General features: G+C 60.3%; 27 protein-coding genes. 8 read left to right on the forward strand and 19 right to left on the reverse strand.

The window, feature by feature from the left end:
* Window positions 1–8 precede the first annotated feature (8 nt).
* Window positions 9–767 (forward strand): crotonase/enoyl-CoA hydratase family protein, encoded by a 759-nt coding sequence (locus tag AC1DCP_RS03030; RefSeq protein ID WP_003511725.1) that lies wholly within the window; start codon window positions 9–11, stop codon window positions 765–767.
* Between the two features lie 90 nt (window positions 768–857).
* Window positions 858–1,172, forward strand: a complete 315-nt coding sequence (locus AC1DCP_RS03035; RefSeq protein ID WP_065688057.1) for a hypothetical protein — start codon at window positions 858–860, stop codon at window positions 1,170–1,172.
* Here the strand turns inward: AC1DCP_RS03035 and AC1DCP_RS03040 are convergent, their stop codons facing one another.
* Together AC1DCP_RS03040 and AC1DCP_RS03045 are read right to left on the reverse strand one after the other, a co-directional pair.
* Entirely contained in the window at window positions 1,173–2,423 is a 1,251-nt protein-coding gene (locus AC1DCP_RS03040; protein WP_065688058.1) for a class I SAM-dependent RNA methyltransferase, read from the reverse strand.
* Entirely contained in the window at window positions 2,420–3,172 is a 753-nt protein-coding gene (locus AC1DCP_RS03045) for a TlyA family RNA methyltransferase (RefSeq protein WP_019564205.1), read from the reverse strand. The genes AC1DCP_RS03040 and AC1DCP_RS03045 overlap by 4 nt, the downstream gene beginning before the upstream one ends.
* Before the next feature lie 276 nt (window positions 3,173–3,448).
* Between AC1DCP_RS03045 and AC1DCP_RS03050 the strand changes: the two genes are divergently transcribed.
* Window positions 3,449–5,470, forward strand: coding sequence for a methyl-accepting chemotaxis protein (locus AC1DCP_RS03050; protein ID WP_476774124.1), 2,022 nt, complete (start codon window positions 3,449–3,451; stop codon window positions 5,468–5,470).
* Between the two features lie 126 nt (window positions 5,471–5,596).
* A complete protein-coding gene (locus AC1DCP_RS03055; protein ID WP_065688060.1) occupies window positions 5,597–5,980 on the forward strand; it encodes an ACT domain-containing protein in 384 nt (127 codons plus the stop codon).
* 54 nt (window positions 5,981–6,034) lie between these two features.
* Here AC1DCP_RS03055 and AC1DCP_RS03060 read toward each other — a convergent pair whose 3' ends face one another.
* Window positions 6,035–6,343, reverse strand: a complete 309-nt coding sequence (locus AC1DCP_RS03060) for a putative quinol monooxygenase (RefSeq protein ID WP_065688061.1) — start codon at window positions 6,341–6,343, stop codon at window positions 6,035–6,037.
* 6 nt (window positions 6,344–6,349) lie between these two features.
* Window positions 6,350–7,144, reverse strand: coding sequence for a helix-turn-helix domain-containing protein (locus AC1DCP_RS03065; RefSeq protein ID WP_476774125.1), 795 nt, complete (start codon window positions 7,142–7,144; stop codon window positions 6,350–6,352).
* Between the two features lie 107 nt (window positions 7,145–7,251).
* Between AC1DCP_RS03065 and AC1DCP_RS03070 the strand changes: the two genes are divergently transcribed.
* Window positions 7,252–7,614, forward strand: a complete 363-nt coding sequence (locus AC1DCP_RS03070) for a nuclear transport factor 2 family protein (protein WP_111798841.1) — start codon at window positions 7,252–7,254, stop codon at window positions 7,612–7,614.
* A 41-nt stretch (window positions 7,615–7,655) separates the two neighbouring features.
* Here the strand turns inward: AC1DCP_RS03070 and dxs are convergent, their stop codons facing one another.
* From dxs to AC1DCP_RS03105, 7 genes are all read right to left on the reverse strand, one after another.
* Window positions 7,656–9,575 carry a 1-deoxy-D-xylulose-5-phosphate synthase gene (dxs, locus tag AC1DCP_RS03075; protein ID WP_065702759.1) on the reverse strand — a complete coding sequence of 640 codons (1,920 nt, stop codon included), beginning with the start codon at window positions 9,573–9,575 and terminating at the stop codon, window positions 7,656–7,658.
* Between the two features lie 98 nt (window positions 9,576–9,673).
* A complete protein-coding gene (locus tag AC1DCP_RS03080) occupies window positions 9,674–10,597 on the reverse strand; it encodes a pirin family protein (RefSeq protein WP_003511747.1) in 924 nt (307 codons plus the stop codon).
* Window positions 10,598–10,699: 102 nt separating this feature from the next.
* On the reverse strand, window positions 10,700–10,954 hold the full coding sequence (locus AC1DCP_RS03085) for an exodeoxyribonuclease VII small subunit (protein WP_003503059.1): 255 nt from the start codon (window positions 10,952–10,954) through the stop codon (window positions 10,700–10,702).
* Between the two features lie 2 nt (window positions 10,955–10,956).
* Window positions 10,957–11,892 (reverse strand): histone deacetylase family protein, encoded by a 936-nt coding sequence (locus AC1DCP_RS03090; RefSeq protein WP_003511750.1) that lies wholly within the window; start codon window positions 11,890–11,892, stop codon window positions 10,957–10,959.
* 26 nt (window positions 11,893–11,918) lie between these two features.
* The gene (locus tag AC1DCP_RS03095) at window positions 11,919–12,482 is read right to left on the reverse strand and encodes a biotin transporter BioY (protein ID WP_003511752.1); all 564 of its coding nucleotides are present in this window, start codon (window positions 12,480–12,482) and stop codon (window positions 11,919–11,921) included.
* A 31-nt stretch (window positions 12,483–12,513) separates the two neighbouring features.
* On the reverse strand, window positions 12,514–13,119 hold the full coding sequence (locus tag AC1DCP_RS03100) for a CbiQ family ECF transporter T component (protein WP_112152807.1): 606 nt from the start codon (window positions 13,117–13,119) through the stop codon (window positions 12,514–12,516).
* Complete coding sequence (locus tag AC1DCP_RS03105) at window positions 13,116–13,796, reverse strand: energy-coupling factor ABC transporter ATP-binding protein (RefSeq protein WP_065661299.1); 681 nt, start codon at window positions 13,794–13,796, stop codon at window positions 13,116–13,118. Before AC1DCP_RS03105 ends, AC1DCP_RS03100 begins: the two co-directional genes overlap by 4 nt.
* A 115-nt stretch (window positions 13,797–13,911) precedes the next feature.
* On the opposite strand from AC1DCP_RS03105, the gene AC1DCP_RS03110 reads away from it, so the two are divergent.
* Window positions 13,912–15,105, forward strand: a complete 1,194-nt coding sequence (locus AC1DCP_RS03110) for a winged helix-turn-helix domain-containing protein (protein WP_035197937.1) — start codon at window positions 13,912–13,914, stop codon at window positions 15,103–15,105.
* Between the two features lie 168 nt (window positions 15,106–15,273).
* Here AC1DCP_RS03110 and ribB read toward each other — a convergent pair whose 3' ends face one another.
* From ribB to AC1DCP_RS03125, 3 genes are all read right to left on the reverse strand, one after another.
* Window positions 15,274–16,374 carry a 3,4-dihydroxy-2-butanone-4-phosphate synthase gene (gene ribB / locus AC1DCP_RS03115; RefSeq protein ID WP_003511757.1) on the reverse strand — a complete coding sequence of 367 codons (1,101 nt, stop codon included), beginning with the start codon at window positions 16,372–16,374 and terminating at the stop codon, window positions 15,274–15,276.
* Between the two features lie 12 nt (window positions 16,375–16,386).
* Window positions 16,387–17,484 (reverse strand): chorismate synthase, encoded by a 1,098-nt coding sequence (gene aroC, locus AC1DCP_RS03120; protein ID WP_003511758.1) that lies wholly within the window; start codon window positions 17,482–17,484, stop codon window positions 16,387–16,389.
* Window positions 17,485–17,621: 137 nt separating this feature from the next.
* Window positions 17,622–17,897, reverse strand: coding sequence for a hypothetical protein (locus AC1DCP_RS03125; RefSeq protein ID WP_162540190.1), 276 nt, complete (start codon window positions 17,895–17,897; stop codon window positions 17,622–17,624).
* Between the two features lie 40 nt (window positions 17,898–17,937).
* Here AC1DCP_RS03125 and AC1DCP_RS03130 point away from each other — a divergent pair, with 40 nt between their 5' ends.
* Window positions 17,938–18,198: a DUF1344 domain-containing protein gene (locus tag AC1DCP_RS03130; protein WP_003511760.1), complete on the forward strand. Its 261-nt coding sequence runs from the start codon at window positions 17,938–17,940 to the stop codon at window positions 18,196–18,198.
* A 199-nt stretch (window positions 18,199–18,397) separates the two neighbouring features.
* Here the strand turns inward: AC1DCP_RS03130 and AC1DCP_RS03135 are convergent, their stop codons facing one another.
* From AC1DCP_RS03135 to AC1DCP_RS03150, 4 genes are all read right to left on the reverse strand, one after another.
* Window positions 18,398–18,991, reverse strand: coding sequence for a histidine phosphatase family protein (locus AC1DCP_RS03135; RefSeq protein WP_003511761.1), 594 nt, complete (start codon window positions 18,989–18,991; stop codon window positions 18,398–18,400).
* 31 nt (window positions 18,992–19,022) lie between these two features.
* Window positions 19,023–19,841, reverse strand: coding sequence for an enoyl-ACP reductase FabI (gene fabI / locus AC1DCP_RS03140; RefSeq protein WP_003511762.1), 819 nt, complete (start codon window positions 19,839–19,841; stop codon window positions 19,023–19,025).
* Window positions 19,842–19,972: 131 nt separating this feature from the next.
* Window positions 19,973–21,082, reverse strand: coding sequence for a DnaJ C-terminal domain-containing protein (locus AC1DCP_RS03145; RefSeq protein ID WP_065688066.1), 1,110 nt, complete (start codon window positions 21,080–21,082; stop codon window positions 19,973–19,975).
* Window positions 21,083–21,294: 212 nt separating this feature from the next.
* Window positions 21,295–21,744: an RT0821/Lpp0805 family surface protein gene (locus tag AC1DCP_RS03150; RefSeq protein WP_003511767.1), complete on the reverse strand. Its 450-nt coding sequence runs from the start codon at window positions 21,742–21,744 to the stop codon at window positions 21,295–21,297.
* Window positions 21,745–21,800: 56 nt separating this feature from the next.
* Here AC1DCP_RS03150 and pdxH point away from each other — a divergent pair, with 56 nt between their 5' ends.
* Complete coding sequence (gene pdxH / locus AC1DCP_RS03155; protein ID WP_003511768.1) at window positions 21,801–22,421, forward strand: pyridoxamine 5'-phosphate oxidase; 621 nt, start codon at window positions 21,801–21,803, stop codon at window positions 22,419–22,421.
* 35 nt (window positions 22,422–22,456) lie between these two features.
* On the opposite strand, the gene AC1DCP_RS03160 is transcribed toward pdxH, so the two are convergent.
* Window positions 22,457–23,131, reverse strand: a complete 675-nt coding sequence (locus AC1DCP_RS03160; RefSeq protein WP_003511772.1) for an HAD family hydrolase — start codon at window positions 23,129–23,131, stop codon at window positions 22,457–22,459.
* Window position 23,132: the final 1 nt, after the last annotated feature.

Here is a 23,132-nt window from a genome sequence, read left to right on the forward strand (position 1 = left end):
AGAAAACCATGTCGGACGACCATATTCTCGTCGAGCGGGTCAGTCATGCGCCTGACGTTCTGACCATCCGCTTCAACCGGCCGGAAAAGAAAAACGCCATCACCGATGCAATGTATCTGCGCATGGCAGAGGCTCTGAAGGCCGCCAATGCAGACCCGGATATCCGTGTCGTCGCGTTTCTGGGTACGGAAGGTTGCTTTTCCGCCGGCAATGACATGGCCGATTTTCTTGCCTTCGCCATGTCTGGCGCAAAGGGCAAGCTCGCGGTACTCGATCTTCTGAAGGCGCTGGCAACCTTCGAAAAGCCGCTGGTTTCGGGCGTCGATGGGTTGGCCATCGGCATCGGCACGACGCTGAACCTGCATTGCGATCTGACCGTTGCCTCCAACCGCAGCCTGTTCAAGACGCCGTTTGTGGATCTGGCGCTGGTGCCGGAAGCTGCGTCCAGCCTGCTTGCGCCAAAGCTCATCGGCCATCAGCGCGCCTTTGCCCTGCTGGCCATGGGCGAAGGTTTTACCGCCGAACAGGCCTTGCAGGCCGGAATGATCTGGAAAGTCGTGGCGCCGGAACATGTCGAAAGCGAAACGCTGGCGCTTGCCACGCGGCTTGCCGCCAAGCCGCAGCAGGCGCTGAAGATTGCCCGCGATCTCGTGCGCGGCAATCCGGCAGATGTGCTGGCCCGCATCGATGAGGAAGCCCGCCATTTCACCGCGCAATTGCAGAGTGCCGAGGCGCGGGCCGCTTTCGAGGCATTCATGCGGCGTTAAGCGTTCCGGCAGGAATTCCTTGCGGTTAAGGAGCCGGGTAATATGGCTTGGGTTAGATAACGCAACGTCATCCTTCGAAGGCCACCCGCCATGCGTCACTTTGTTTTCGCCCTGACCGCCCTCCTCTCCGCTGCGACTGTCGCAGAGGCAGCGGCGACCGTGCCTTTGCCGGGTTCGAGCAATAACGTCATTTTGGCGCAGTCCACGCAAGACGACAGCCCGAATTATTACTCCGGCAATTCCCGCGATCGCCAGCGCCGCGCGCGTTTCGTTTGCGTCATCACTCCACCGGACAGCGCCAATCGTCGTCGGCCCTATGTCTGCCCCATCGAGCAGGGCCGCGTTGGCGGCGCCTGCCGTTGCTCGGGCGTGGTCGGCAACGGCACTGTTGACACCGCCTGGTGATTATTTCTCCAGCGTCGCCACCGCTTCCACATGCGGCGACCACAAGAACTGGTCGACCGGCGTGACGCGCGTGACGCGATAGCCGCCCTCCACCAGAATGGCGAGGTCGCGCGCAAGCGTCAGCGGATTGCAGCTGACGGCTACGATTTTCTTCACCGCGCTGCGCGCAAGTTCCTTGCACTGGACTTCCGCACCGGCGCGCGGCGGATCGAACACAACGGCATCGTAATTCTTCATTTCGCTCGTCATCAACGGCCGGCGGAAAAGATCACGCTTTTCGATGCTGACGGGTTTCAGGCCCTGCGTGTTGCGCGCGGCGAAATCGAGCGCTTTCAGCGGCTTGTCCTCTGCCTCAACCGCATGCACGCGGCCGATGCGCGCAAGCCGCAGCGCAAACGTGCCGGAACCGCAGAAGAGATCGGCGATGCGTTTGGATTTGCCAACATGGGCAAGCACCAGTTCCGCCATGGCGTCTTCGGCCTGTTTGGTTGCCTGCGTGAAACCGCCGGCCGGTGGGGAAACCGGAATGCCGCCGAATTCGATGATCGGCTTTTGCGGTTCGATCAGGATTTCGCCTGATAGCGCGACACGGGCGATGCCACGCATTGCCAGCACCGTTTCCGTCAATGTGCGCCGCTGTTTGTCGCCGACGGATTTGATGCCTTCGACGGAAATGTCGAGGCCCGAAAGCGTTTCAAGAACGGTCATGCGGAACGGTTCGGCATTCGACGCAAGGGAAAGGCCGATTGCGCGCACGGCGTCCAGCCGCGCGACGATACCGGGCGAGGTGACGGGACATTCCTCGATGGCGACGATGTGATGGCTGTTTGCCTGGTTGAAGCCGAGCAGCAGGCCCTTTTCCGTCTTGCGGGCGGCAAACACCGCGCGGCGGCGCTCGCCGGGGCGACAGATGACGAGATCGTCTACTGGCGGCGTCAGGCCTTTCGATCTCAGCGCCGAAACCACCAGCTCCCGCTTGAAGGCGTGGTAGGGCTGGTCGGCAAAATGCTGCAGCGAACAGCCGCCGCAGGTGCCGTTAACGCCCTCGGGGCCGAAGTGGCGGCACACGGGTTCGCGGCGATCCGTGGAGGCTTCCGCAATCGAGATGATGGTGCCGGTATCCTTGACCTTGGCGATGGCCACCGTTTCGCCGGGCAGGGCGAAGGGCACATAGACCGGGCCGTCGGGACAGTGCGCAATGCCGTCGCCCTGGGCGCCAAGGCTCTTGATACTGACGGTCTGCGTGCTCATGGCTTTTCGCCTCCGAGAAGAAATTCGATATTGCCATCGCCGCCGGAAATCGGCGAGGGGATGAGACCGAGGCTCTTCCAGCCCATGTCTTCAACGAGCCAGCGTTCCAGTTCGGCAGCAACGGCAGGCGCCGTTTCCGGCTCTTTCAACAGCCCGGCCTTGCTGATGGCATCACGGCCTGCCTCGAATTGCGGCTTGACCAGCAGAACCGCTTGCGCGCCGGAGGCGGCAAGTGCGAGTGCCGGGGCAAGGGCGAGCTTTATGGAGATGAAGGACACGTCGGAGACGATGAAGTCCACGGACCGGTCATCAATGTCGTCGGTTGTCAGGAAGCGCGCATTCAGCCCTTCCAGATTGGTCACGCGCGGATCGTTCTCGATCCGTGGATGCATCTGCCCGTGGCCGACATCGATGGAGGTGACGTGTTTTGCGCCGCGATGAAGCAATACCTCGGTGAAGCCGCCGGTGGAGGCGCCGACGTCGAGGCATTCATGGCCTTTCGGATCGAGCCCGAAGTGATCGAGCGCGGCGGTGAGCTTGAGGGCGGCGCGGGAAACATAAGCCTGCGCCGGATCGGTAATGGCGATCTTGACGTTTCCGGCAACGGTTTGGCTGGGCTTTGTGGCCGTTTTCCCGTTGACGCTCACGGTGCCGCGCGCAATCGCATCGCGCGCACGCGAGCGGCTGGCAAAGTGGCCGAGCGAAACAAGAAGCTGGTCAAGCCGTTCATTTTCAGGTGTTTTGGACATGGTCCCGTGTCAATGACCGCCAAACCCCGCAGATGCAAGCGATTTATCGCGCGCAAGGCTTCGCAACGGCACCATTTGCCGCAGCGCAGGGTCGTTTCGTGGTCTTTAACAGCATATGCGATTAATCCAATATAAAGGCTTGTATTGCACTTTGTCTGCAAGGCCCGTGCGGCCAGTCGGAACCTGCCATGACGGCATCTCCTCCCATTCCCAAAATTGCGACCGTTGCAGCGCAGACGCTTGCTCCGTGGCATCAGGTCGCCGAGAGAGTTTGCGATGTCGCTAAAAAATTTCCCCATCAACATTAAGCTCATTGTCACCTTCTGCGTCTTGATGGGCGTTTGCCTGCTCGCCTCGGCGGTGGTCTTCTGGCAGACGCTGGGGAGCGAGCACGTCACGGTCCAGAACAACAAGGCCAACAACATCCTGCATGCGGTTGACGGTGCGACGGCCGCAATGCTGGAACAGGCCGTCAACCAGCGCGGCTTTCTGCTGTTTCGCAGCGACAGCACCTACAACGATGTTTTCGCCCAGCGCGATCTGATGCTGAAGAAGCTTGGTGAAGCCCGTGCGCTTGCCGCCGGCCAGCCGGCCATTCTGAAATCCATCGATGACATGCAGGCATCCGCCACCGTGTTCTTCAGGGAACTGGCGGAACCGCAGCTTGCCGCCCGCAAGACGACCGAAGCACCGATTTCCGAAATCATCGAGATCGGTCGCAATCAGGCCAAGGGTCAGCTCGACGGTTTCCGCGCCTCCGCCGCCAAGATCAAGGACCAGCTGAATGGCTTGTCGGCAAGCTACGCCGCACAGCAGGATGCTGCCGCACTCAACCTCAAGCTCGCACTTCTGGGTGGCGGCGCGGTTGCCGGTCTTCTGGCCGTGGCCCTCATCTGGGCGCTGTCGCGCTCCATCGTCACGCCGATCGTCGGTATGACGGCGGCTATGAGCAGGCTTGCCGATGGTGACATGACCACGGAAGTTCCGGCTCTCGACCGCAAGGATGAAGTCGGCAAAATGGCGAAGGCCGTTCTCGTCTTCAAGGAAGCCGGGCTGGAAAAATCCCGCCTTGCCGGCGAAACCGAGCGCATGCGCTCCGCAACCGAGACCGAGCGCCGCCGCAACGAAGAAGAGAAGGCCCAGGACGAAGCCGCCAACGCCCTTGCGCGTGACGAGCTTGGCAAGGGTCTTTCGGCTCTGGCGGAAGGCGATCTCGCCTACCGTATCGAAACGCCGTTCGCCTCCTACATCGACCCCATCCGTATCGACTTCAACAGCGCTGTCGAAAAGCTGCAGCAGGCCATGCGCGCCGTTGGCGAGAATGCCGCTGCAATCAATGCCGGGGCTTCGGAAATGCTCTCTGCTGCCGACGACTTGTCGCGCCGCACCGAACAGCAGGCCGCTTCCATCGAGGAAACCGCCGCAGCACTGGAAGAAGTCACCACCACGGTGCGTGATAGCGCAAGGGGTGCTGAGGACGCTGGCAATCTGGTTCAGCGCGCCCGCAGCGGAGCGGAAAAATCCGGCATCGTGGTCCGCAAGGCGGTTGCCGCCATGCGCGAGATCGAAAAATCATCAGGCGAAATCGGCAATATCATCGGCGTCATCGACGATATCGCTTTCCAGACCAACCTGCTTGCGCTGAACGCAGGCGTCGAAGCCGCCCGTGCGGGTGACGCGGGCAAGGGCTTTGCCGTCGTCGCGCAGGAAGTGCGTGAACTCGCCCAGCGTTCCGCCAATGCCGCAAAGGAAATCAAGACGCTGATCGGCGCTTCCAGCCAGCAGGTGGAAAACGGCGTCAACCTCGTCGACGAGACCGGCAAGGCGCTCGAACTCATCGTGGCAGAAGTCGAGGAGATCAACGCCCATGTCAGCGCCATCGTCGTCGCTGCCCGCGAACAGGCGACTGGTCTGCAGGAAATCAACACGGCCGTGAACACCATGGATCAGGGCACGCAGCAGAATGCCGCAATGGTTGAGCAGCAGACCGCTGCCAGCCATTCGCTCGCCCGTGAAGCGGAAGCGCTCAATAGCCTGCTCGGCCAGTTCAAGGTGGGCGGCGTTCGCGGTGCCGTTGCCGGCGCCGGCGGATATTCTGCTCCTCGCCAGTCCTCGGTGAAGCCTGTCTACCAGCCCGCACCCGCCGCACCAGTCAGAAAAGCCGCAGTGAAGCCTGCCTCCACAACCGCAAGGCYGGTCGCTTCACCCGCCCGCGCCCTTGGCCAAAGCCTCGCCCGCGCCTTTGGCGGCAAAGCGGAAGCGCCGGCTGCAAAGGATCAGGACTGGACGGAGTTCTGATCCTGACGGTCACGATCATCAAGCGTGAATCAGGGGGCTGTGAAGCCCCCTTTTTGTTGCTAGATTTACGGCGCGAGCACTCAACCACGCGTTCTGTCGCGGTTTCCCAACAAAGTTGATTTCGAGATGGCACCTAGGATCAAGTTGAAAGTTCTGGATGGTGCATATGGGGTGGCCCGACTTGAGGCATCTGAAGCCATTCCGGTCTGGGCCGATGGCGGTGGCTTCGTCAGTATCACCCGGACCGATGATGAGCTTTCCATCGTCTGCCGGGAAGATCGTATACCTGGGCATGTCAGATTTGATACGGGTTGGTCCTGTCTAAAGCTACAGGGGCCATTTGCCTTCGATGAAACGGGCATCGTCTTGTCCGTTATCGAGCCGCTCTCGACCAATGAGATCGGTATATTCGTGGTTTCGACTTTCGATGGCGACCACCTGCTTGTGAAATCGAACGATCTGGAAAAAGCTTTCGTTCTGCTGAAAAATGCGGGACATTCGCTCATCTAATATCCATTTCGCAGCGACACTGATGCACCATGCGTTGGTGGGACGATGATAGTCTCACGCGGCGTGATCGGCCCGCACGGGGTGCCAGACGGAAATGTCGCGCGGGGCATCTAGAAGCTCGGGCAAGGCATCGTGCCAAGCCTGCCGATAGGGACGATGAACCTGAACGTCTAGGACATCCTGATGGTCGCTCCAGGTCTCATGCAGCAGGAAGTGGTTTTCGTTTTCGCCGTCCCGATGCAGGGTTGCGTTCACAAAGGTGTTCTCGTGTCGCATGGCGTCGAGCAGATCATTCAGCAATCCTAGAAAACGTTCGCGCTGATCGGCACGGACCTTGAAGCCGATGAGATAGGTGGTGTGCATGGATAGTTACTCCTTTGTACCGTTCATTAGGGCGGCGCGGGTCTCGGCGTCGGCCGGGTAGAAACATTCCAGCACCAGCTCGGACAACGTCACATCCGTGGCGGTTCCGAAAACCGTGGTGGTCGAAATGAAGCGCAGCACGCCCCCGGACAACTGATCGCGTAGTTCGAGCGGTATCGCCAACGGATTGGCCCCGGCGGAATGCCGTGGAGCTGCGGGTGCGGGATAGGCGGAAAGTTCCGCATGCAGCCGGGAAAGCGTCTCGTCTCCGGTCTCTTCGACTTGGCGGCGTAGGCGATCCAGCAGGTGATGCCGCCATTCGGCAATATTGACGATGCGTGAACTCAAGCCATCAGGATGCAGGCTCAGGCGCAATACATTGAGGGGCGGGTGAAGCAGGTCTTCGGATATGCCAGCGAGAAGCGATTTGATCGCATCATTGGCAAGAACCAGATTCCAGTGGCGGTCGACGGCAAGTGCCGGGAAGGGCATGTGGCCCTGCACCACGGTTTCGACGGCCTTACGAACGGCCGTCATATCAGGCGCATCCAGTKATCGTTCGGAATGGATCGGCGCATAGCCTGCCGCCAGCATCAGCCGGTTGGCGGCGCGGGCTGGCATGGAAAGCTGCTCTGCCAGCCTCGCCAGCATTTCACGGCTGGGCGAAGATCGCCCGCTTTCCACAAAACTCAGATGGCGCGCCGATATCTCGGCATCGGACGCCAGATCGAGCTGGCTCAATCTGCGGCGCGCCCGCCATTCCTTAAGCACCTGGCCGACATGTTCTTGATGATGTGTCATGCCCCGCAGCCTAGCAGAAGATATCGGCAATGCGATTACCTCGCAGGTAATTGTTCTGCGTCACAGCCCCCGGCATGCTCAGGCCGTCAACCAAAAGGAGCGCAATCATGACGCAACATCTCAAAATCGCCGAAACCTACCTCGCTGTCTGGAACGAGGAGAACGCTGAATGCCGCCAGCGCCTCGTCAGCCAAGGCTGGGCTGAAATGGCGTGCTATACAGATCCTTTGATGCAGGGTGAGGGGCAGCAGGGGATTGCCGCGATGATCGAGGCGGCGCGGCAGAAATTTCCGGGATATCGCTTTGTGCTCACAGGCACCCCGGACGGCCACGGCAACTTCACCCGTTTTTCATGGCGTCTCATTTCGCCTGACGGAGAAGATGTCGCCGGCGGAACCGATGTCGTCAGCCTGAATGCCGAGGGGCAGATTGAAAATGTCGTCGGTTTTCTCGATGGCGCCGCATCCTGAGGCAGAGGCAGGTCGTCCCGCCTTCTGTCCCGGTAATGCTGTCAGCCGGCGAAACCGACGCCGGCCTGACGCTGGCCGAGCGCATTGAACACGGTGGAAACGATGCCGGCGCGGTCGAGGCCGGCATTGGCATACATGGTCTCGGGCTTGGCCTGCTCCACCCAATGGTCGGGCAGCGTCAGGGTCCGAACCTTCGGGCCGTGGTCGAGCAAGCCTGCGCTTGCCATGAAATGCAGCACATGTGCACCGAAACCGCCGACAGAGCCTTCCTCGATTGTCACCAGAACCTCATGATGAGCGGCAAGCTGGCGGATGAGGTCGAGGTCGAGCGGCTTGGCGAAGCGCGCATCGGCAACCGTGGTCGAAAGTCCGGCGGCATCGAGGTCTTCGGCAGCCGCCAAGCATTCGGCAAGGCGTGTGCCGAAGGAAAGGAGTGCGACCTTGGTGCCCTCCTTGATGATGCGGCCCTTACCGATCTCAAGAATCTGGCCGCGTGCGGGCATCTCGACGCCCACGCCTTCGCCGCGCGGATAACGGAAGGAAATAGGGCCTTCATCATAGGCTGCGGCTGTGCGAACCATGTGTTTCAACTCGGCCTCGTCGGACGCCGCCATAACCACCATGCCGGGCAGGGTGGCAAGGAATGTGGTGTCGAAAGAGCCGGCATGGGTCGGTCCGTCTGCGCCGACGAAACCGGCGCGGTCGATGGGGAAGCGCACGGGCAAGCTCTGGATCGCCACATCATGCACCAGCTGGTCGTAACCGCGTTGCAGGAAGGTGGAATAAAGCGCGCAGAACGGCTTGTAGCCATCCGCCGCAAGCCCCGCCGCGAAGGTTACGGCGTGCTGCTCGGCAATGCCGACATCGAAGGTGCGGGCCGGGAAAAGCTCGGCCATCTTGTCCAGCCCGGTACCATTAGGCATGGCGGCGGTGACGCCGATGATCTTGTCGTCGAGTGTCGCTTCCTGGATAAGCGCTTCGGCAAACACGCTGGTATAGCTTGGCGCATTCGGCTTGGCTTTCGCCTGTGCGCCGGTAATGACATCGAACTTGTTGACGCCGTGATATTTGTCCGCTGCCGCTTCCGCCGGTGCATAACCCTTGCCCTTCTGCGTCACCACATGGATGAGAACCGGGCCTTTCTGGTTGTCGCGCACATTGCGCAGCACAGGCAGCAGGTGATCGAAGGAATGGCCGTCGATCGGGCCGATGTGATAGAAGCCAAGCTCCTCGAACAGCGTGCCGCCGGTTACGTAACCGCGCGCATGGGTCACGGCGCGGGTAATGGCGCGGTCGATGGTCTTGCCGAGATAGGCGGTGAGTTTCTTGCCGAAATCGCGAAAGCCCATATAGGTGCGGCCGGAGGCCAGCCGCGCGAGATAAGCGCTCATCGCGCCCGTCGGCGGCGCAATCGACATGTCGTTGTCGTTGAGGATGACGATCAGCCGCGCGTCGAGCGCACCGGCATTGTTGAGCGCCTCAAACGCCATGCCCGCAGACATGGAGCCATCACCGATGACGGCGATAACCTTGCGGTCGCTCTGATCCAGCCCCGCAGCCACCGCCATGCCGAGACCGGCGGAAATGGAGGTGGAGGAATGGCCGGCGCCGAAATCGTCATATTCGCTCTCGGCCCGACGCGTGAAACCGGAAAGCCCGCCTTCCTGGCGCAGCGTGCGGATGCGCTCGCGACGGCCGGTCAGGATCTTGTGCGGATAACATTGGTGGCCGACATCGAAGATCAACCGGTCTTCCGGCGTGTTGAACACCTTATGGATGGCAATCGTCAGCTCCACCACGCCCAGACCGGCACCCAGATGCCCGCCGGTGCTCGACACCGCGTCGATCATCTCGTCGCGCAACTCCCTTGCCAGTTCCGGCAGGTCGCGATCGTCGATCTCCTTGAGATCGGATGGAAAATTCACCCGGTCAAGCAATGGGGTCTGTGGCATTCCGGTCAATCGTTCGGCCTTTTCTCGTGTCAGCGGCGGGCACCAGTGCGTCTTTCATATAGAAAGCCAGCAGTTGAGCCCTGCATGTCGTTCACTTCTATAGAATTTCAACCCTCCGGCAAAGGGACAAACTCTTCTTCGTCGCCGGGAACGATATCGAAGCGTCCGGTTCTCCACTCCTGTTTGGCCTGCTCTATGCGTTCTTTTGATGACGAAACGAAGTTCCACCAGATGTAACGGCGCTGGTTGAGTGCCGCACCGCCGAAGATCATGATGTGACAGCCGCCGCTGCCGCTCTGCAATGTGATGTCGTCGCCGGGCCGGAAGACGAGCAACTGGTCGGCGGCAAAAACGTCACCCGCGACATCCAGAGAGCCGGAAAGAATATAGATCGCCCGTTCCTCATGGTCGGCAGAGAACGGGAATTTCACACCCGGTTCCAGCGTCAGGTCAACGTAAAGCGTGTCGGTAAAAGCCGAAACGGGGGAAGTGAGGCCTTCGAAATCACCGATGACGACCCGACCGGATGCGCCCTTGATATCGATCAGAGGCATGTCTTCCCGGGCGGTATGGGAAAAGGCCGGAGCGATTTCCTCCATATGATCGGGGAGGGCAAGCCAGGTCTGCAGGCCGGACATGGAAAGCGGATGGCCGCGCAGGTTTTCCGGCGTGCGCTCCGAATGCACGATTCCGCGCCCCGCCGTCATCAGGTTGATGTCGCCGGGCCGGATGACCAGTTCGGTGCCGAGGCTGTCGCGATGCTTGATTTCGCCGTCAAACAGATAGGTAACGGTGGAAAGCCCGATATGCGGATGCGGCTTGACATCCAGCGCCTCGCCCGCCTTCAGGATGGCCGGACCCATGCGGTCGAAAAAGATGAACGGGCCGACAAGACGCCGCTGCCGCGTCGGCAGCGCCCGCCGCACGGCGAAGCCGCCAATATCGCTGGTGCGCGGAATGATGAGGTTTTCGATGGCGTCGCAGGCGAAAGCATCGCCCGCGACAGGATCGTTGCCGGGAAAGAAGGACATCCGAAGCTCCTCGTATCGTTACACGCAAGCTTACCACGAACGATACGACGTGGGAGCGCCGTAATGTTGAACGCTGTGTCGCCCCCGTTCAACAGGACGTGTTTATTCCCCGTCCAGCGGCTCCACGCCCTGCGGTTTTCCGGCGCGGTCGAGACGGATTTTCTCGATACGCTTTTCGGCGGCGTTCAACAGCGTCTCGCAATGTTTTTTCAGGGCTTCGCCGCGCTCGTAGATGGCGATCGACTCGTCCAGCGCCACGTCTCCGCGCTCCAGGCGTGCAACAATGCTTTCCAGCTCGGCGACGGCCTTTTCGAAGGAATAACCGCTGACATCGGCTGTGTTGGCATTTTCCGTCATTTTCAACCCTTCATCATTCTCAAAATATGCATGGCCGCCGATTCCGCCAGCCCTTCCAGATCATAACCGCCTTCAAGCAGGCTGACGACCCGGTTCGAGGCGTATTTGTCCGCCATTTCCAGCAGCCGCCCCGTCGCCCAGTCGAAATCCTCGCCCACCAGATTGATCTGCGCCAGCGGATCGCGGTGATGTGCATCGAAACCGGCGGAGATGATGATGAGATCGGGCGAAAAATCGGCAATCGCCGGCAGGACTCGGGATTTGAACGCCTCGCGAAAATACTCGCTGCCGGTATTTGGGGAAAGTGGCGCGTTGACGACATTGTTCTTCACGCCGGTTTCGTTTTTATCGCCGCTCCACGGGTAAAGCGGCATCTGGTGGGTGGAACAGAACAGCACTGACGTGTCGTTCCAGAAGATATCCTGCGTACCGTTGCCGTGATGCACGTCCCAGTCGATGATGGCGACGCGCTCTGCGCCGTGCACCTTCTGGGCGTGACGGGCGGCGATTGCTGCATTGTTGAAGAGACAGAACCCCATGGCCTTTGCGGTTTCCGCATGGTGGCCGGGCGGGCGGGACGCAACGAAGACGTTGTCGGCGGCACCCGTAAACACGTCATCTACCGCCACCATCGCAGCGCCTATACCGGTCAGCGCCGCCTGCAGGCTTTTCGGCGAGACATAGGTGTCGGCCTCGACGCGGTTGATCTCGCCATCTTCCTCGGGAATCTGGCGCATGACGGACAGCAGATGCTCCTCCGGATGCGCCAGAAGCACGGCATCCTCGTTGGCCTGCGGCGCTTGCTTGCGGACCAGTCGCTCGAAATTCGGATGTTCGAGCGCAATGTTCAGAGATCGCAGCCGATCCGGCCGCTCGGGATGGCCTTCCGGGGTGATGTGTTCAAGGAAGATCGGATGTTCGTAAAGACGGGTCGCCATTCTCTAATCCTCCCGAAATAAGCTGATCAAGCGCGCTGCGGCAAAAGCGGATAACCGACCATCACAGCGCGGCCGGCAAGGGCGGCAAGCACGGCCTTCAACGCATCGCCGGGAATGAAGGCGAGCGAACCCATGAACGCCTTTTCAAACCCGAGCCCGACCACCAGCGCCAGATAGGAGATGCCGAAGGCATAAAGCACGACCACGCCGCCGGCGAGGCTGGCGATGAAGAAACCGATACCCTGCGTCAGAGCCGACTGGCCGCGATTGACGAGTTTTTCCGAGAGCATGCCGGTGACGAAAGCGGCAGCAATCCAGCCGATCAGGAAGCCCGTGGTCGGCGTGGTGAAGATGGAAAGGCCGCCGCGTCCGCCTGAGAGGACTGGCAGGCCGATGGCGGCGATGAGGATGGTCAGAAGAACCGCGAGCGTGCCGCGTTTCGCCCCCAGCACGACACCGGCCAGCATGACGCCAAGCGACTGCGCGGTGATGGGCACCGGAATGAAACCAAGCGTGATCGGCGGCAAAAGTCCGAGTGCGATGATGATGGCGGAAAACAGCGAGATCAGCACAAGGTCGCGGGTCGTCATGGCTCGGGAACTCCGGATGGTTGTTTTGCCGTCAGCTTTGGCCTCTGAAACCGCGCGCGTCAATGGCGTCGGCAATGGCATCCGCATCCTTCAACGTCATAATGACGAGCGGCACGATGATCGTGGCCAGCCGAACGGGGAGGCCGCGCGCCCGGTGCGCATCGCGCACGGCATGGTAACGATTGACGATCTCAGGCACGAACCGCACGACGAGCCCGACCGCAAGCCCGATATCGGCCGCCTTGACCAGCCCCAGCCTTTCCAGCGGGGCGGCGGCAAGCGCGATTTCGTCCATGAATTGCGAAATGCTGACGGTGATGGTGACGGCGGTGGCGAGAAGCGCCAGTGCAGTCAGCCGCAAAAGATTGACACTCGCATCGTGTATCGGAAGCAGCAGATAGCTGAAGGCGGCAACGAGGAGAATGGTCAGCATCACCGGGCGTAGCCGCAGGCCGATCTCGCGGAATTGCAGCCGCGTCTCGCGCAGAATGGCAGCGGCCACAACGACGGCGCATCCCAGCAAAAGCAGGTCGCGGGTGAGAAACAGCGCAATGCTGAAAACCATCAGCGTCACGAGCTTGAGGCGCGGAGAGACGCGGTAGAGCCAGCCCGTGCCTTCGACATGAAGGGACTTCATCGCGACGCAACCTCCAGATAACGTGCCACCGCCTCTTCGGGGTTGGCGTCTGCAACAAGCTCGCCTTCGTGAAAAACCAGTACGCGATCGAAGCCGGAAAGCAGCGGCAGATCATGGGTGATGACGACAAGCGCCTGCGACAGCGCAGCCATTGTCTTCTCAACGATCGCGCGGTTTTTGAGGTCGAGCTGATTGGTCGGTTCATCGAGAATGAGGATTTGCGGTTCAGTGACCAGCAGGGCGGCCAGCGCCGCCAGCTGCAATTCGCCGCCGGAAAGCTCGTGCGCGCGCCGTTCTTCCAGATGAGCGATACCGAGCCGGGCAAGCACGGCCTTGACCCGCGTTTCTGTCTCCGTCTTGCCGATACCGAGTCGCTTGAGGCCGAAGGCGACATCGTCGCGTATGATCGGCAGGATGATCTGGTTCTGCGGATTCTGGAAGATGAAACCGACTGCCTGCAATACCGCTCTCGCATCTTTGACGGTGTCGAGACCGTTCACCGACACCTTGCCGCCCGTCGGCTTTGTCAGACCATTGATAAGCCGCGCAAAGGTGGTCTTGCCCGAGCCGTTGAGGCCGATGACGCCGATACGCCGTTCAGTCAATGTCAGGGACACGGGCTGTAAAGCCTGCCTGCCCTCGAAGGCGACGCCTGCGGTGTCGAAACGGATTTCCAAGATTGATGCATCCCTCTATCGCTTTCCGGTTCTATATCGTGTCATCAACAGAAGTGAAACAAAGAACAAAAAAAGAACATTGCAATCCTGAAAAAGCCGTCATACCTTCTGCTTTATGACGATCAAGGTTTCAAACGAAGCGGCAAGGCGGATTTTTCTGGCGCGGCAGGGGCTTTGCTCTCCGCCCGGAAAGGCGCTTTCCAAGGATGGCCTGCTGCAGCTCATTACCGATATCGGTTTCGTGCAGGTGGACAGTATCGGCACGGTGGAGCGCGCCCATCACCAGATAATATTCTCCCGAAACCAGACCTACAGGCGCGAACATCTGACGGCACTGCTGGAAAAGGACCGCGCGCTGTTCGAGCACTGGACGCATGATGCCTCCATCGTGCCGACCGAATTTTACCCATATTGGAAGCACCGCTTCCGCCGCCGCGAGCCGATCATTCAGGAGCGCTGGCGCAAATGGCACGGTGAGGGGTTCGATGCGGCTTTCGCCGAGACGCTGGAGCGCATCGCCGCCACGGGCCCTGTTCTGGCGCGTGAGTTAAAGGAGGAGGGGCATCAGTCCGGCGGCTGGTGGAACTGGCATCCTTCCAAGACCGCACTCGAATATCTGTGGCACACCGGCAAGCTTGCCATATCCGGCCGCGTGAATTTCCAGAAGGTCTATGATCTGGCGGAGCGGGTCATTCCCGGCGAGCACCACGAAAGCGAAGTGGAGCATACGCAATTCGTCGACTGGGCCTGCCGGCAGGCGCTCACCCGGCTGGGTTTTGCCACCCATGGCGAAATCGCCGCCTTTTTTGATCTCGTTACCCCGCAGGAGGCGAGGGACTGGGTCAAGAGCCACCGTGACGAACTGTGCGAGGTCTCGCTTCTCGCAAGCGATGGCGGTGCTGCCCGCCCGTCCTATGCATTTGCGGATTTCAGCGCCGATGTCGCCAACCTGCCGGAACCGTCGTCCCGCGTCCGTGTGCTGAGCCCCTTCGATCCGCTGTTGCGCGACCGCAACCGCACGGAGCGGCTGTTTGGCTTCTATTACCGTATCGAGGTCTTCGTACCCGAGCCGAAACGGCAATATGGCTATTACGTCTTCCCGCTTCTGGAAGGCGACCGGCTGATCGGCCGTATCGACATGAAGGCAGACCGCAAGCGCAGCACGCTGGATGTGCGCCGCCTGTGGCTGGAACCGGGCGTGCGCGCCTCAGCGGGAAGGCTCGAGAAACTAGACGCGGAATTGTCGCGGCTTGCGAAGTTTACGGGAGTGGAGAGTGTGAATTATCTGGAGGGGTGGCGGGATGTGTAATTGCGCCTTGAGCCGGCGACTGCCTCTTCCGTCATGCTCGGGCCCGTCCCGAGCATCTGCAACGGAAAATGTATAGGATGCGTCTGCAGATCCTCGGCACAAGACCGAGGATGACGCCGGACGGGCGGAGAGGACGCCAAATCGAAGCGCCCTCGCGACGTCCCTAAATCACCCGATATCCGTTGCTGAAATCTTGATCCCGAAGCCTTCCAGCCCGACATAGTGGCGCTCGCGGGTTGTCATCAGCTTGATCGAGCTGATGCCGAGGTCTTTGAGAATCTGCGCGCCGAGGCCGATTTCCAGCCACTCATTTTCGCGGGAGCGGGCCTGTGCGTGCGCTTCGTCGGGATCACGCGCCTTGCGCCGTCCGTCCACCTGGCCGACGCCGACAGAACCTTCGCGTAGATAGACGATGACGCCGCGGCCTTCTTCGGCGATCTTCTGCATATAGTGCTGCACCGGCTGGCGGTCGCCGAACACGTCGTCAGCAACGTTTTCAGGGTGCAGGCGGACGGGAATGTCGACGCCATCGCGGATATCGCCGAAAATCACCGCCATATGCTGCATCCGGTCCCATGGCAGGGAATAGGTATGCGCCTTGGCCGGTCCGAACGGGGTTTGGATGGTGAAGGAGGATTCCATCTCCACCAGCGTTTCCTTGCGCTGGCGATAGGCGATCAGATCGGCGACCGAAACATGCTTCATGCCGTGTTTTTCGGCGAAATCCAGGACCTGCGGCCCGCGCATCACGGTGCCATCGTCATTGACCAGCTCGCTGATGACGCCGATGGGTGGCAGGCCGGCGAGCCGGCAGAGATCGACGGCCGCTTCGGTATGGCCGGAACGCATCAGCACGCCGCCTTCGCGGGAAATCAGCGGGAAAATGTGGCCTGGCCGAGTGAAATCCGACGCGCCGACATTCGGGTTGGCGAGGTTGCGCACCGTCAAGGTGCGGTCATCCGCGGAAATACCGGTCGTCGTGCCATGCTTGAAATCGACGCTGACGGTGAAGGCGGTCGTGTGGGCGCTGTCGTTTTCCGCCACCATGGCGTTGAGGTTCAGCCTCTTTGCCTCGTCACGCGGCATGGGCGCACAAACGATGCCGGATGTGTGGCGCACGATCAGCGCCATTTTTTCCGGCGTGCAATGAACCGCCGAAATAATCAGATCGCCTTCGTTTTCACGGTCGTCGTCGTCGGTCACGACAACGATCTCGCCAGCTTCGAAAGCGCGGATAGCGTCGACGACACGTTTCTGATCATAGGCCATTTCGGATTTACCTCACTTCAACCGGCCGGTCTGGCCACGATCTCTCAAATAATGGTCGGCAACGGTGCAGGCCACCATCGCCTCGCCGATCGGCACGGCGCGGATGCCGACGCAGGGGTCGTGGCGGCCCTTGGTGCGCACATCCACATTGCGGCCGTCGGTGTCGATGGACTGGCGCTCCGTCAGAATGGAGGAGGTGGGCTTGATGGCGAAGCGGGCGATAACGGGCTCGCCAGTCGCGATGCCGCCCAGAATGCCGCCGGCATGGTTCGACAGGAAAATCGGTTTGCCGTCATTGCCCATGCGCATCTCGTCGGCATTCTCCTCGCCGGAAAGCTCGGCCGAGGCAAATCCCTCGCCAATCTCCACGCCCTTGACGGCGTTGATCGACATCAGGCTGGAGGCAATATCCTGATCGAGCTTGGCGTAGATCGGCGCGCCGATGCCGGCCGGAACACCTTCCGCCACGACTTCGACGACCGCGCCGATCGACGATCCCGCCTTGCGGATGCCGTCAAGATATTCTTCCCACACCGGCACCATCGCCGGATCGGGGCAGAAGAATGGGTTCTGATCGACCTGGTCCCAATCCCAATTGTCACGGTTGATCTTGTGTTTGCCGATCTGCACCAGCGCACCGCGCACGTTGAGGCTCGGTACCACCTTGCGGGCGATTGCGCCTGCGGCAACACGCGCCGCCGTCTCGCGGGCGGAAGAGCGTCCGCCGCCGCGATAATCGCGAATGCCGTATTTCAGGTCATAGGTGAAGTCGGCATGGCCGGGGCGGAAGCTGCGGGCAATCTCGCCGTAATCCTTGGAACGCTGGTCGGTATTTTCGATCAGCATGGAGATCGGCGTGCCGGTGGTTATCATCGTCTCGCCGTCCTCATCCAGCATCACGCCGGACAGGACTTTGACGATGTCATCTTCACGGCGCTGGGTGACGAAGCGGCTTTGGCCGGGCTTGCGCTTGTCCATCCAGTGCTGCACTTCGGCAAGCGTGAAGCGAATACCGGGCGGGCACCCGTCCACCACGCAGCCCAAAGCGGGCCCATGGCTTTCGCCCCAGGTGGTAACGCGAAAAAGATGACCGAAGCTGTTATGCGACATATTTCTCTAGACCGGAAAACGAGGGCGCGCCTGCGGACAGGGGCCGTTTAAAACAAGCGGATTTGTCATAGTAGAAAATCGGACCAAGGCAAAAGCCTTTCTTTCATCGCAAGTCCGATAAGACGGCGACGCACCGTTCACGACGCCGAGCAGCCCGGAAAACGACAGGCGTGACGATGGCTGACGACTGGTCGGATGAATGATTCGGCGGAAACGGCGCAGAGTTTTCCAGGTGACAAAAGTGTAAAGGTGCTGGTGTTTTCCACGCTGTTTCGCGGTTTTCCAATATTGCCGGGAAATGCGGTGTAAAAATCACTAACGACTTGAACGTGATCCAAAATCCGTTCATCAATTGGGCCGAAAATGTCATGGTTGCGGGCAATTTCCGCCACATTCGAAAGGCAATTCTTCATGCATGTAAGGTTTTCACGCAAATTCACGAAAGCTAGATCGATGCGTATGATGATTGCCGCCCTTCTGGCCACCGCCAACTTGCTTATGCCTATCAACAGCTACGCCCAGAGCGTCGATGTCGAGGGAACGATCAGCAAGATCGACGTGAATGCGCTGACCATTACCTTGAACGACGGCAAGAATTACCGTGTGCCGGAAGAGTTCAATTTCGAAGGCCTGAAGGCAGGCGTGAAGGTCGTTGTTTTCTACACGGAAGTGGACGGAAAACGCGTGGTCGATGATCTCGAGGTCGTGCAGTAAACTGCGGTTTCGGCTCTGCCTGTTGTCGAGGCGGACCTCTCTAAACCCGGTCGGGAAGCTCCAGAATTTCCATTATGCCGGACTTGATCCGACATCCAGCCGACGAGCGTCTGCGTGGCGGGATTGGTTTTTCAGCCTAAAGATTTGGGTTGGCCGGGTTCCGGCTCGAGGCCGGAATGACGGAGCAGGATCGGTACCCTCACGAAATCCACTCAGCACTGTTCCTGTCGATCTCGACCTTCAAAATCCGGTCCTGCGGGATCTGCGTCGTAGAGGCTTCATCCTTGTCCATGCCGGAAACCAGGCGGAAGATCGAGCGGATCACCCCGCCGTGGCAGACACATACCGTCGGCACCTCGACTGAGGAAAGCCATGCGCCAATACGCCAGGACAGGATTTCATAGCTTTCGGCATGCTGACCTGGGGGAATGAAGTCCCACTTGTTGGCCTTGCGCGCTTTCACCCGGTCGGGAAATTCTTTTTTCAGTTCCGGCAGGGTCTGGCCTTCCCAGTCGCCGAAGGAAACTTCGACGAGGCGGTCATCGGTGCGGTATGCGTGGGGATCGAGCCCCATCGCCCCGCGCATCAGCTCCATGGTCTCGCGCGTGCGCCCGAGCGGGCTTGCCACGTAATCGAAATCACGCGCGGAGTCGCCGAGAATTTGCGCCAGAACCTTGCCGTTGCCGACCGCTTGCGCGCGGCCGAAATCATTGAGCGGAATGTCTTTCTGGCCCTGAAGCCGGCGTATCGCATTCCAGTCCGTTTGTCCGTGCCGGATCACATAGACGAGCAAGGCGATACCCCTGTTTCAAAGTTCGGTCGGCTCAGTCCTTGACCACCGAGATATCCGGCGCGTCAACGGCCTTCATGCCGATGGTGTGATAACCGGAATCCACGTGGTGGATTTCGCCGGTGACAGCTGTCGAAAGGTCGGACAGCAGGTAAAGCGCCGACTTGCCGACTTCTTCGATGGAAACGGTGCGCTTCAGCGGCGCGTTGTATTCGTTCCATTTCAGAATGTAACGGAAATCGCCGATACCGGAAGCCGCAAGCGTCTTGATCGGGCCAGCGGAAACCGCGTTGACGCGGATGCCGCGACTGCCGAGGTCTACCGCGAGATAACGCACGCTTGCCTCGAGTGCAGCCTTGGCCACGCCCATGACGTTGTAGTTCGGCATGACCTTCTCGGCACCGTAATAGGTGAGCGTGATGATCGAACCGCCATCATTCATGATCGGCTCTGCCCGCTTGGCAACGGCGGCCAGCGAGAAGACGGAAATGTCCATGGTGCGGTTGAAGTTGTCGCGGCTGGTGTCGAGATAACGGCCGGTCAGCTCGTCCTTGTCGGAAAAGGCGATGGCGTGCACGACGAAATCGATCTTGCCCCAATGCTTTTCCAGCCCGGCAAAAACCGCATCGATCGTCTCGAGGTCGGTCACGTCACAGTGGCCGGCCATGAAGGCGCCCAGTTCCTGCGCCAGCGGTTCAACACGCTTCTTAAGCGCGTCGCCCTGCCAGGTGAGCGCGATTTCCGCGCCCGCGTCCGCGCAAGCCTTGGCAATGCCCCAAGCGATTGAACGATTATTGGCGACACCCAAGATGATGCCGCGTTTGCCAGCCATAAGGCCGGATGCCTGAGCCATTGTATGCTCCCTGATACTTTCGATTGATCCTGCCTATGGCATAGGCTGCAATCCTGTTCAAGATTGCCGAGGATCATCTACTGTTAGGGAACGTAACAAAGGGTGCGTTGTCCCGCCTATTCGCAAAACTTTTACAAATAAAGGCCTTCGCGCATGTGGCGCATGAGGTCAGTCACCTTCTCGTCCGGCTTTTCGAGCAGGATGATGCGCAATTCGATGACGAGATCGCCATATCCACCCTTGCCGTCCGCAAGCCCCTTTTCGGCAAGCCGCAGCTCGCGGTCGGAGCCGGACCAGGCAGGAATGGTGACGGTTTCCTCGCCAAGCGGCGTCCGGATACTCGTCTCGCAACCCAGAACCGCGTCACTGAGAGAGATTGGCAGCGTCGTATGAATATCGAAGCCGCGAAGGGAAAAGGCGTCGTCGCGTGCCGCCAGCAACGTGACGGCCAGATCGCCACGCGCAATGTTCGGCAGCTTCAGCCCCTGGCCCTTTAGCCGCACCACATGACCGTCCGTCATGCCGGGTTCAAGCTGGAAGCGTACCTCGCGTTCGTCGGCAAGGGATACGGTGATCCATTTGCGCTCCAGAAGTTCGGTGACCGTAACGGTGGCTTCCGCCGTGATGTCAGGTGCCTTTTCCGGCGGCGTCTGCGGGGGGCGGAAGCGACGCACGAGAGCGCTGAAGAGGTTGGCGGCGAGCGAAGCGGCTGCGGTTTCGCTTGCAGACGTCTGCGTGGTCTCGCCAGCACCGGGCGCTTCGCCCTTAACGCCCGTGGCTGCGGCTTTCGCCGCTTCGGCTGCCTGCTGCACCTTGGGGTCGTTCTGCGCGTCTGCGCCGAAAATCCGCTCGACGATATCTTCGGCCGTTTCGGGTTTTGCATCGGCTTTCTGGCCGGTTTGCGCCCTGTTGCGGGCATCCGCACGGGCCAGTTCCTCCATCAGCTTCTCAGCGGCCCTGGCGCGCTCGGCGGCCTCGCGCGCCGCCTCCCGCTGCTGCATGATTGTTTCGCCGCGCTGCTTTTTCTCGGCCGCCTTGCGGGCCTGGTCGTAAAGATCGCGCTTTTTGGGGTCTTTCAGAAGATCGTAGGCCTGCCCGACCTCGGCGAATCGCGCCGACGCGTCAGGGTCATCGCGATTGGCGTCCGGATGGACGGTTTTCGCCTTCGTGCGCCAGGCAGCCTTGATGTCTTCGTGACGGGCGTCACGTTTTAAGCCGAGGATAGAATACGGATCGCGCATGCGAAACACCAGTTACGTTGGCTCAGGCACGTGCAGCCGCTCATGGCGCAATCCTGAAACAAACCCCTCCGAAAAGGGATGCCTGCGATCATTCGCATGCATGCCCTCGGTTCAAACAACGTCGACTGTGGCAATAAGTTGCTAAGCAGTTGTTTACGGGGAATGCGCGCCGCCATGCGGCCGGATTAATTCCGCGCGCCAGGGTAAACAGTTTATTTCTGTTCGAAGCGGGTGAGTAACCATTCGCCGGTTTCCGACAGGCAGGCCTGTCCGGCATAACTCGCCACACCTTCGAAAGAGTGGCGCGTCGTCTTGAAATCGCGGCAGACGAAACCGCTGGACTTGTCTTCGTGAATGGTTGTGACGACACCGGCGCTGCCGGTTGCGGCATTGGCCCAGGGCAGGGGCTGTTCCGCGAGTTTGGTGAGATCCGCCGATGTGACCGCATTGCGGATGGTCGCGTCGTCGGTCTGCGGGTTATTATTGGGCTGGTTGGGAACGGAGGCGGTGGAAAGCGAGCGATCGACCTTGTCGCCGCCGAACAGGTCAAGGCTGACGCATCCGCTCAGCACCACAAGCATTGACACGATGGCGGAAACTTCCGCTATCGATGAAAGGAGGCCCTTTGTTCGACTGTTCGACTTTGCTATGACGGTCACCATCTTTCGCCAGAGATCATCTCTGGGGTCCAAATCAGCTCGGGAGCATTTTAGTCAATATGTCGGAAACGGGGTTAACATCCAGTGACTTCACTGAAGAAAATGAACCGTTCACGCTTTTTGCCGAATGGCTGAAGGACGCGACGGCCTCCGAAATCAACGATCCGAACGCGGTAGCACTCGCAACCGTCGATGAAAACGGCCTGCCGAATGTGCGCATGGTGCTGCTGAAGGACGTCGACGATCGCGGCTTCGTTTTCTATACGAATTTCGAAAGCCAGAAGGGGCGCGAGATCCTAGGCCAGAAAAAAGCGGCCATGTGTTTCCACTGGAAAAGCCTGCGCCGGCAGGTGCGTCTGCGCGGCGAGGTGGAGATCGTTACCGACGCGGAAGCGGATAGCTATTACGCCTCGCGTCCGCGCGGAAGCCGCATCGGCGCCTGGGCGTCCAAGCAGTCGCGGCCGCTGGAAGGCCGGTTTGCGCTGGAAAAGGCGGTTGCCGAATACACCGCGAAATATGCGATCGGCGATATTCCGCGCCCCTCCTACTGGTCCGGTTTCCGCATTCGCCCGGTCAGCATCGAGTTCTGGCACGACCGCAAGTTCCGCCTGCACGACCGTGTCGAATTCCGCCGCGAGACGCCGGATGAACCGTGGTCCAAGGTCCGCATGTATCCTTGAAAGCTGCAGGGGGCAGGCCGTCCTTGCCCGCGCCTTCATGCCTCTGATAACGGCGCCTGTTGCAGGAGGCCGGCAACCGCATGAAGGTCGGTTGAAACGGCAATGCATTTTTCCCGCATTTCCTCGGTCGGCGGCGCGACATCCGGCACCATGATCGTCATCATGCCCGCCGATGAGGCGGAGCGCACGCCGTGCCAGGAATCCTCCAGCGCCAGGCAACGGCCCGGATCGATGCCGAGACGTTTTGCGGCAGTAAGATATGGCATGGGCGACGGCTTCGGCTCCGAATAGTCGCCGCGGGCGACGATGGTATCGAAACGTTTGAGCAGGTCATAGGGGCCGAGATGACGCGTGACGGAATCGTGCCGCGAGGAGGTGGCGATGGCGCGGCGTATATCGAGCCTGTCGAGAAGATCGAGGATTTCGACGACGCCGGGTTTCAGCGCCACGCCTTCCGCCATCATCACGGCAAGATGCCGGAGCCAGGCGTCACGGAAGCTGTCGATCGGAAAATCCGCGCCATAATCGGCGAAAATGGTGCCGGTAATGACATCCCACGGGCTGCCGCAGACCTTCTGATAGGTCTCGACCCGCATTCCGTGGCCGCCCTCATCTGACGCGGCCAGAAAGGAATCGCGATAAAGCGTCTCGCTTTCGATCAGCAATCCATCCATGTCGAAAACGACTGCATGCGGGAGAAAAGGCAGCATG

The organism is Agrobacterium sp. 10T429 (genome assembly GCF_056393925.1).

Excerpts from the sequence above, each read along its gene's own strand:
- AC1DCP_RS03030 (WP_003511725.1), top strand. The coding sequence starts at position 9 with ATGTCGGACGACCATATTCTCGTCGAGCGGGTCAGTCATGCGCCTGAC.
- AC1DCP_RS03035 (WP_065688057.1), top strand. The coding sequence starts at position 858 with ATGCGTCACTTTGTTTTCGCCCTGACCGCCCTCCTCTCCGCTGCGACT.
- AC1DCP_RS03040 (WP_065688058.1), bottom strand. The coding sequence starts at position 2,423 with ATGAGCACGCAGACCGTCAGTATCAAGAGCCTTGGCGCCCAGGGCGAC.
- AC1DCP_RS03045 (WP_019564205.1), bottom strand. The coding sequence starts at position 3,172 with ATGTCCAAAACACCTGAAAATGAACGGCTTGACCAGCTTCTTGTTTCG.
- AC1DCP_RS03055 (WP_065688060.1), top strand. The coding sequence starts at position 5,597 with ATGGCACCTAGGATCAAGTTGAAAGTTCTGGATGGTGCATATGGGGTG.
- AC1DCP_RS03060 (WP_065688061.1), bottom strand. The coding sequence starts at position 6,343 with ATGCACACCACCTATCTCATCGGCTTCAAGGTCCGTGCCGATCAGCGC.
- AC1DCP_RS03070 (WP_111798841.1), top strand. The coding sequence starts at position 7,252 with ATGACGCAACATCTCAAAATCGCCGAAACCTACCTCGCTGTCTGGAAC.
- AC1DCP_RS03080 (WP_003511747.1), bottom strand. The coding sequence starts at position 10,597 with ATGTCCTTCTTTCCCGGCAACGATCCTGTCGCGGGCGATGCTTTCGCC.
- AC1DCP_RS03085 (WP_003503059.1), bottom strand. The coding sequence starts at position 10,954 with ATGACGGAAAATGCCAACACAGCCGATGTCAGCGGTTATTCCTTCGAA.
- AC1DCP_RS03090 (WP_003511750.1), bottom strand. The coding sequence starts at position 11,892 with ATGGCGACCCGTCTTTACGAACATCCGATCTTCCTTGAACACATCACC.
- AC1DCP_RS03095 (WP_003511752.1), bottom strand. The coding sequence starts at position 12,482 with ATGACGACCCGCGACCTTGTGCTGATCTCGCTGTTTTCCGCCATCATC.
- AC1DCP_RS03100 (WP_112152807.1), bottom strand. The coding sequence starts at position 13,119 with ATGAAGTCCCTTCATGTCGAAGGCACGGGCTGGCTCTACCGCGTCTCT.
- AC1DCP_RS03110 (WP_035197937.1), top strand. The coding sequence starts at position 13,912 with ATGACGATCAAGGTTTCAAACGAAGCGGCAAGGCGGATTTTTCTGGCG.
- ribB (WP_003511757.1), bottom strand. The coding sequence starts at position 16,374 with ATGGCCTATGATCAGAAACGTGTCGTCGACGCTATCCGCGCTTTCGAA.
- aroC (WP_003511758.1), bottom strand. The coding sequence starts at position 17,484 with ATGTCGCATAACAGCTTCGGTCATCTTTTTCGCGTTACCACCTGGGGC.
- AC1DCP_RS03125 (WP_162540190.1), bottom strand. The coding sequence starts at position 17,897 with ATGAAGAATTGCCTTTCGAATGTGGCGGAAATTGCCCGCAACCATGAC.
- AC1DCP_RS03130 (WP_003511760.1), top strand. The coding sequence starts at position 17,938 with ATGCGTATGATGATTGCCGCCCTTCTGGCCACCGCCAACTTGCTTATG.
- fabI (WP_003511762.1), bottom strand. The coding sequence starts at position 19,841 with ATGGCTCAGGCATCCGGCCTTATGGCTGGCAAACGCGGCATCATCTTG.
- AC1DCP_RS03145 (WP_065688066.1), bottom strand. The coding sequence starts at position 21,082 with ATGCGCGATCCGTATTCTATCCTCGGCTTAAAACGTGACGCCCGTCAC.
- AC1DCP_RS03150 (WP_003511767.1), bottom strand. The coding sequence starts at position 21,744 with ATGGTGACCGTCATAGCAAAGTCGAACAGTCGAACAAAGGGCCTCCTT.
- pdxH (WP_003511768.1), top strand. The coding sequence starts at position 21,801 with ATGTCGGAAACGGGGTTAACATCCAGTGACTTCACTGAAGAAAATGAA.
- AC1DCP_RS03160 (WP_003511772.1), bottom strand. The coding sequence starts at position 23,131 with ATGCTGCCTTTTCTCCCGCATGCAGTCGTTTTCGACATGGATGGATTG.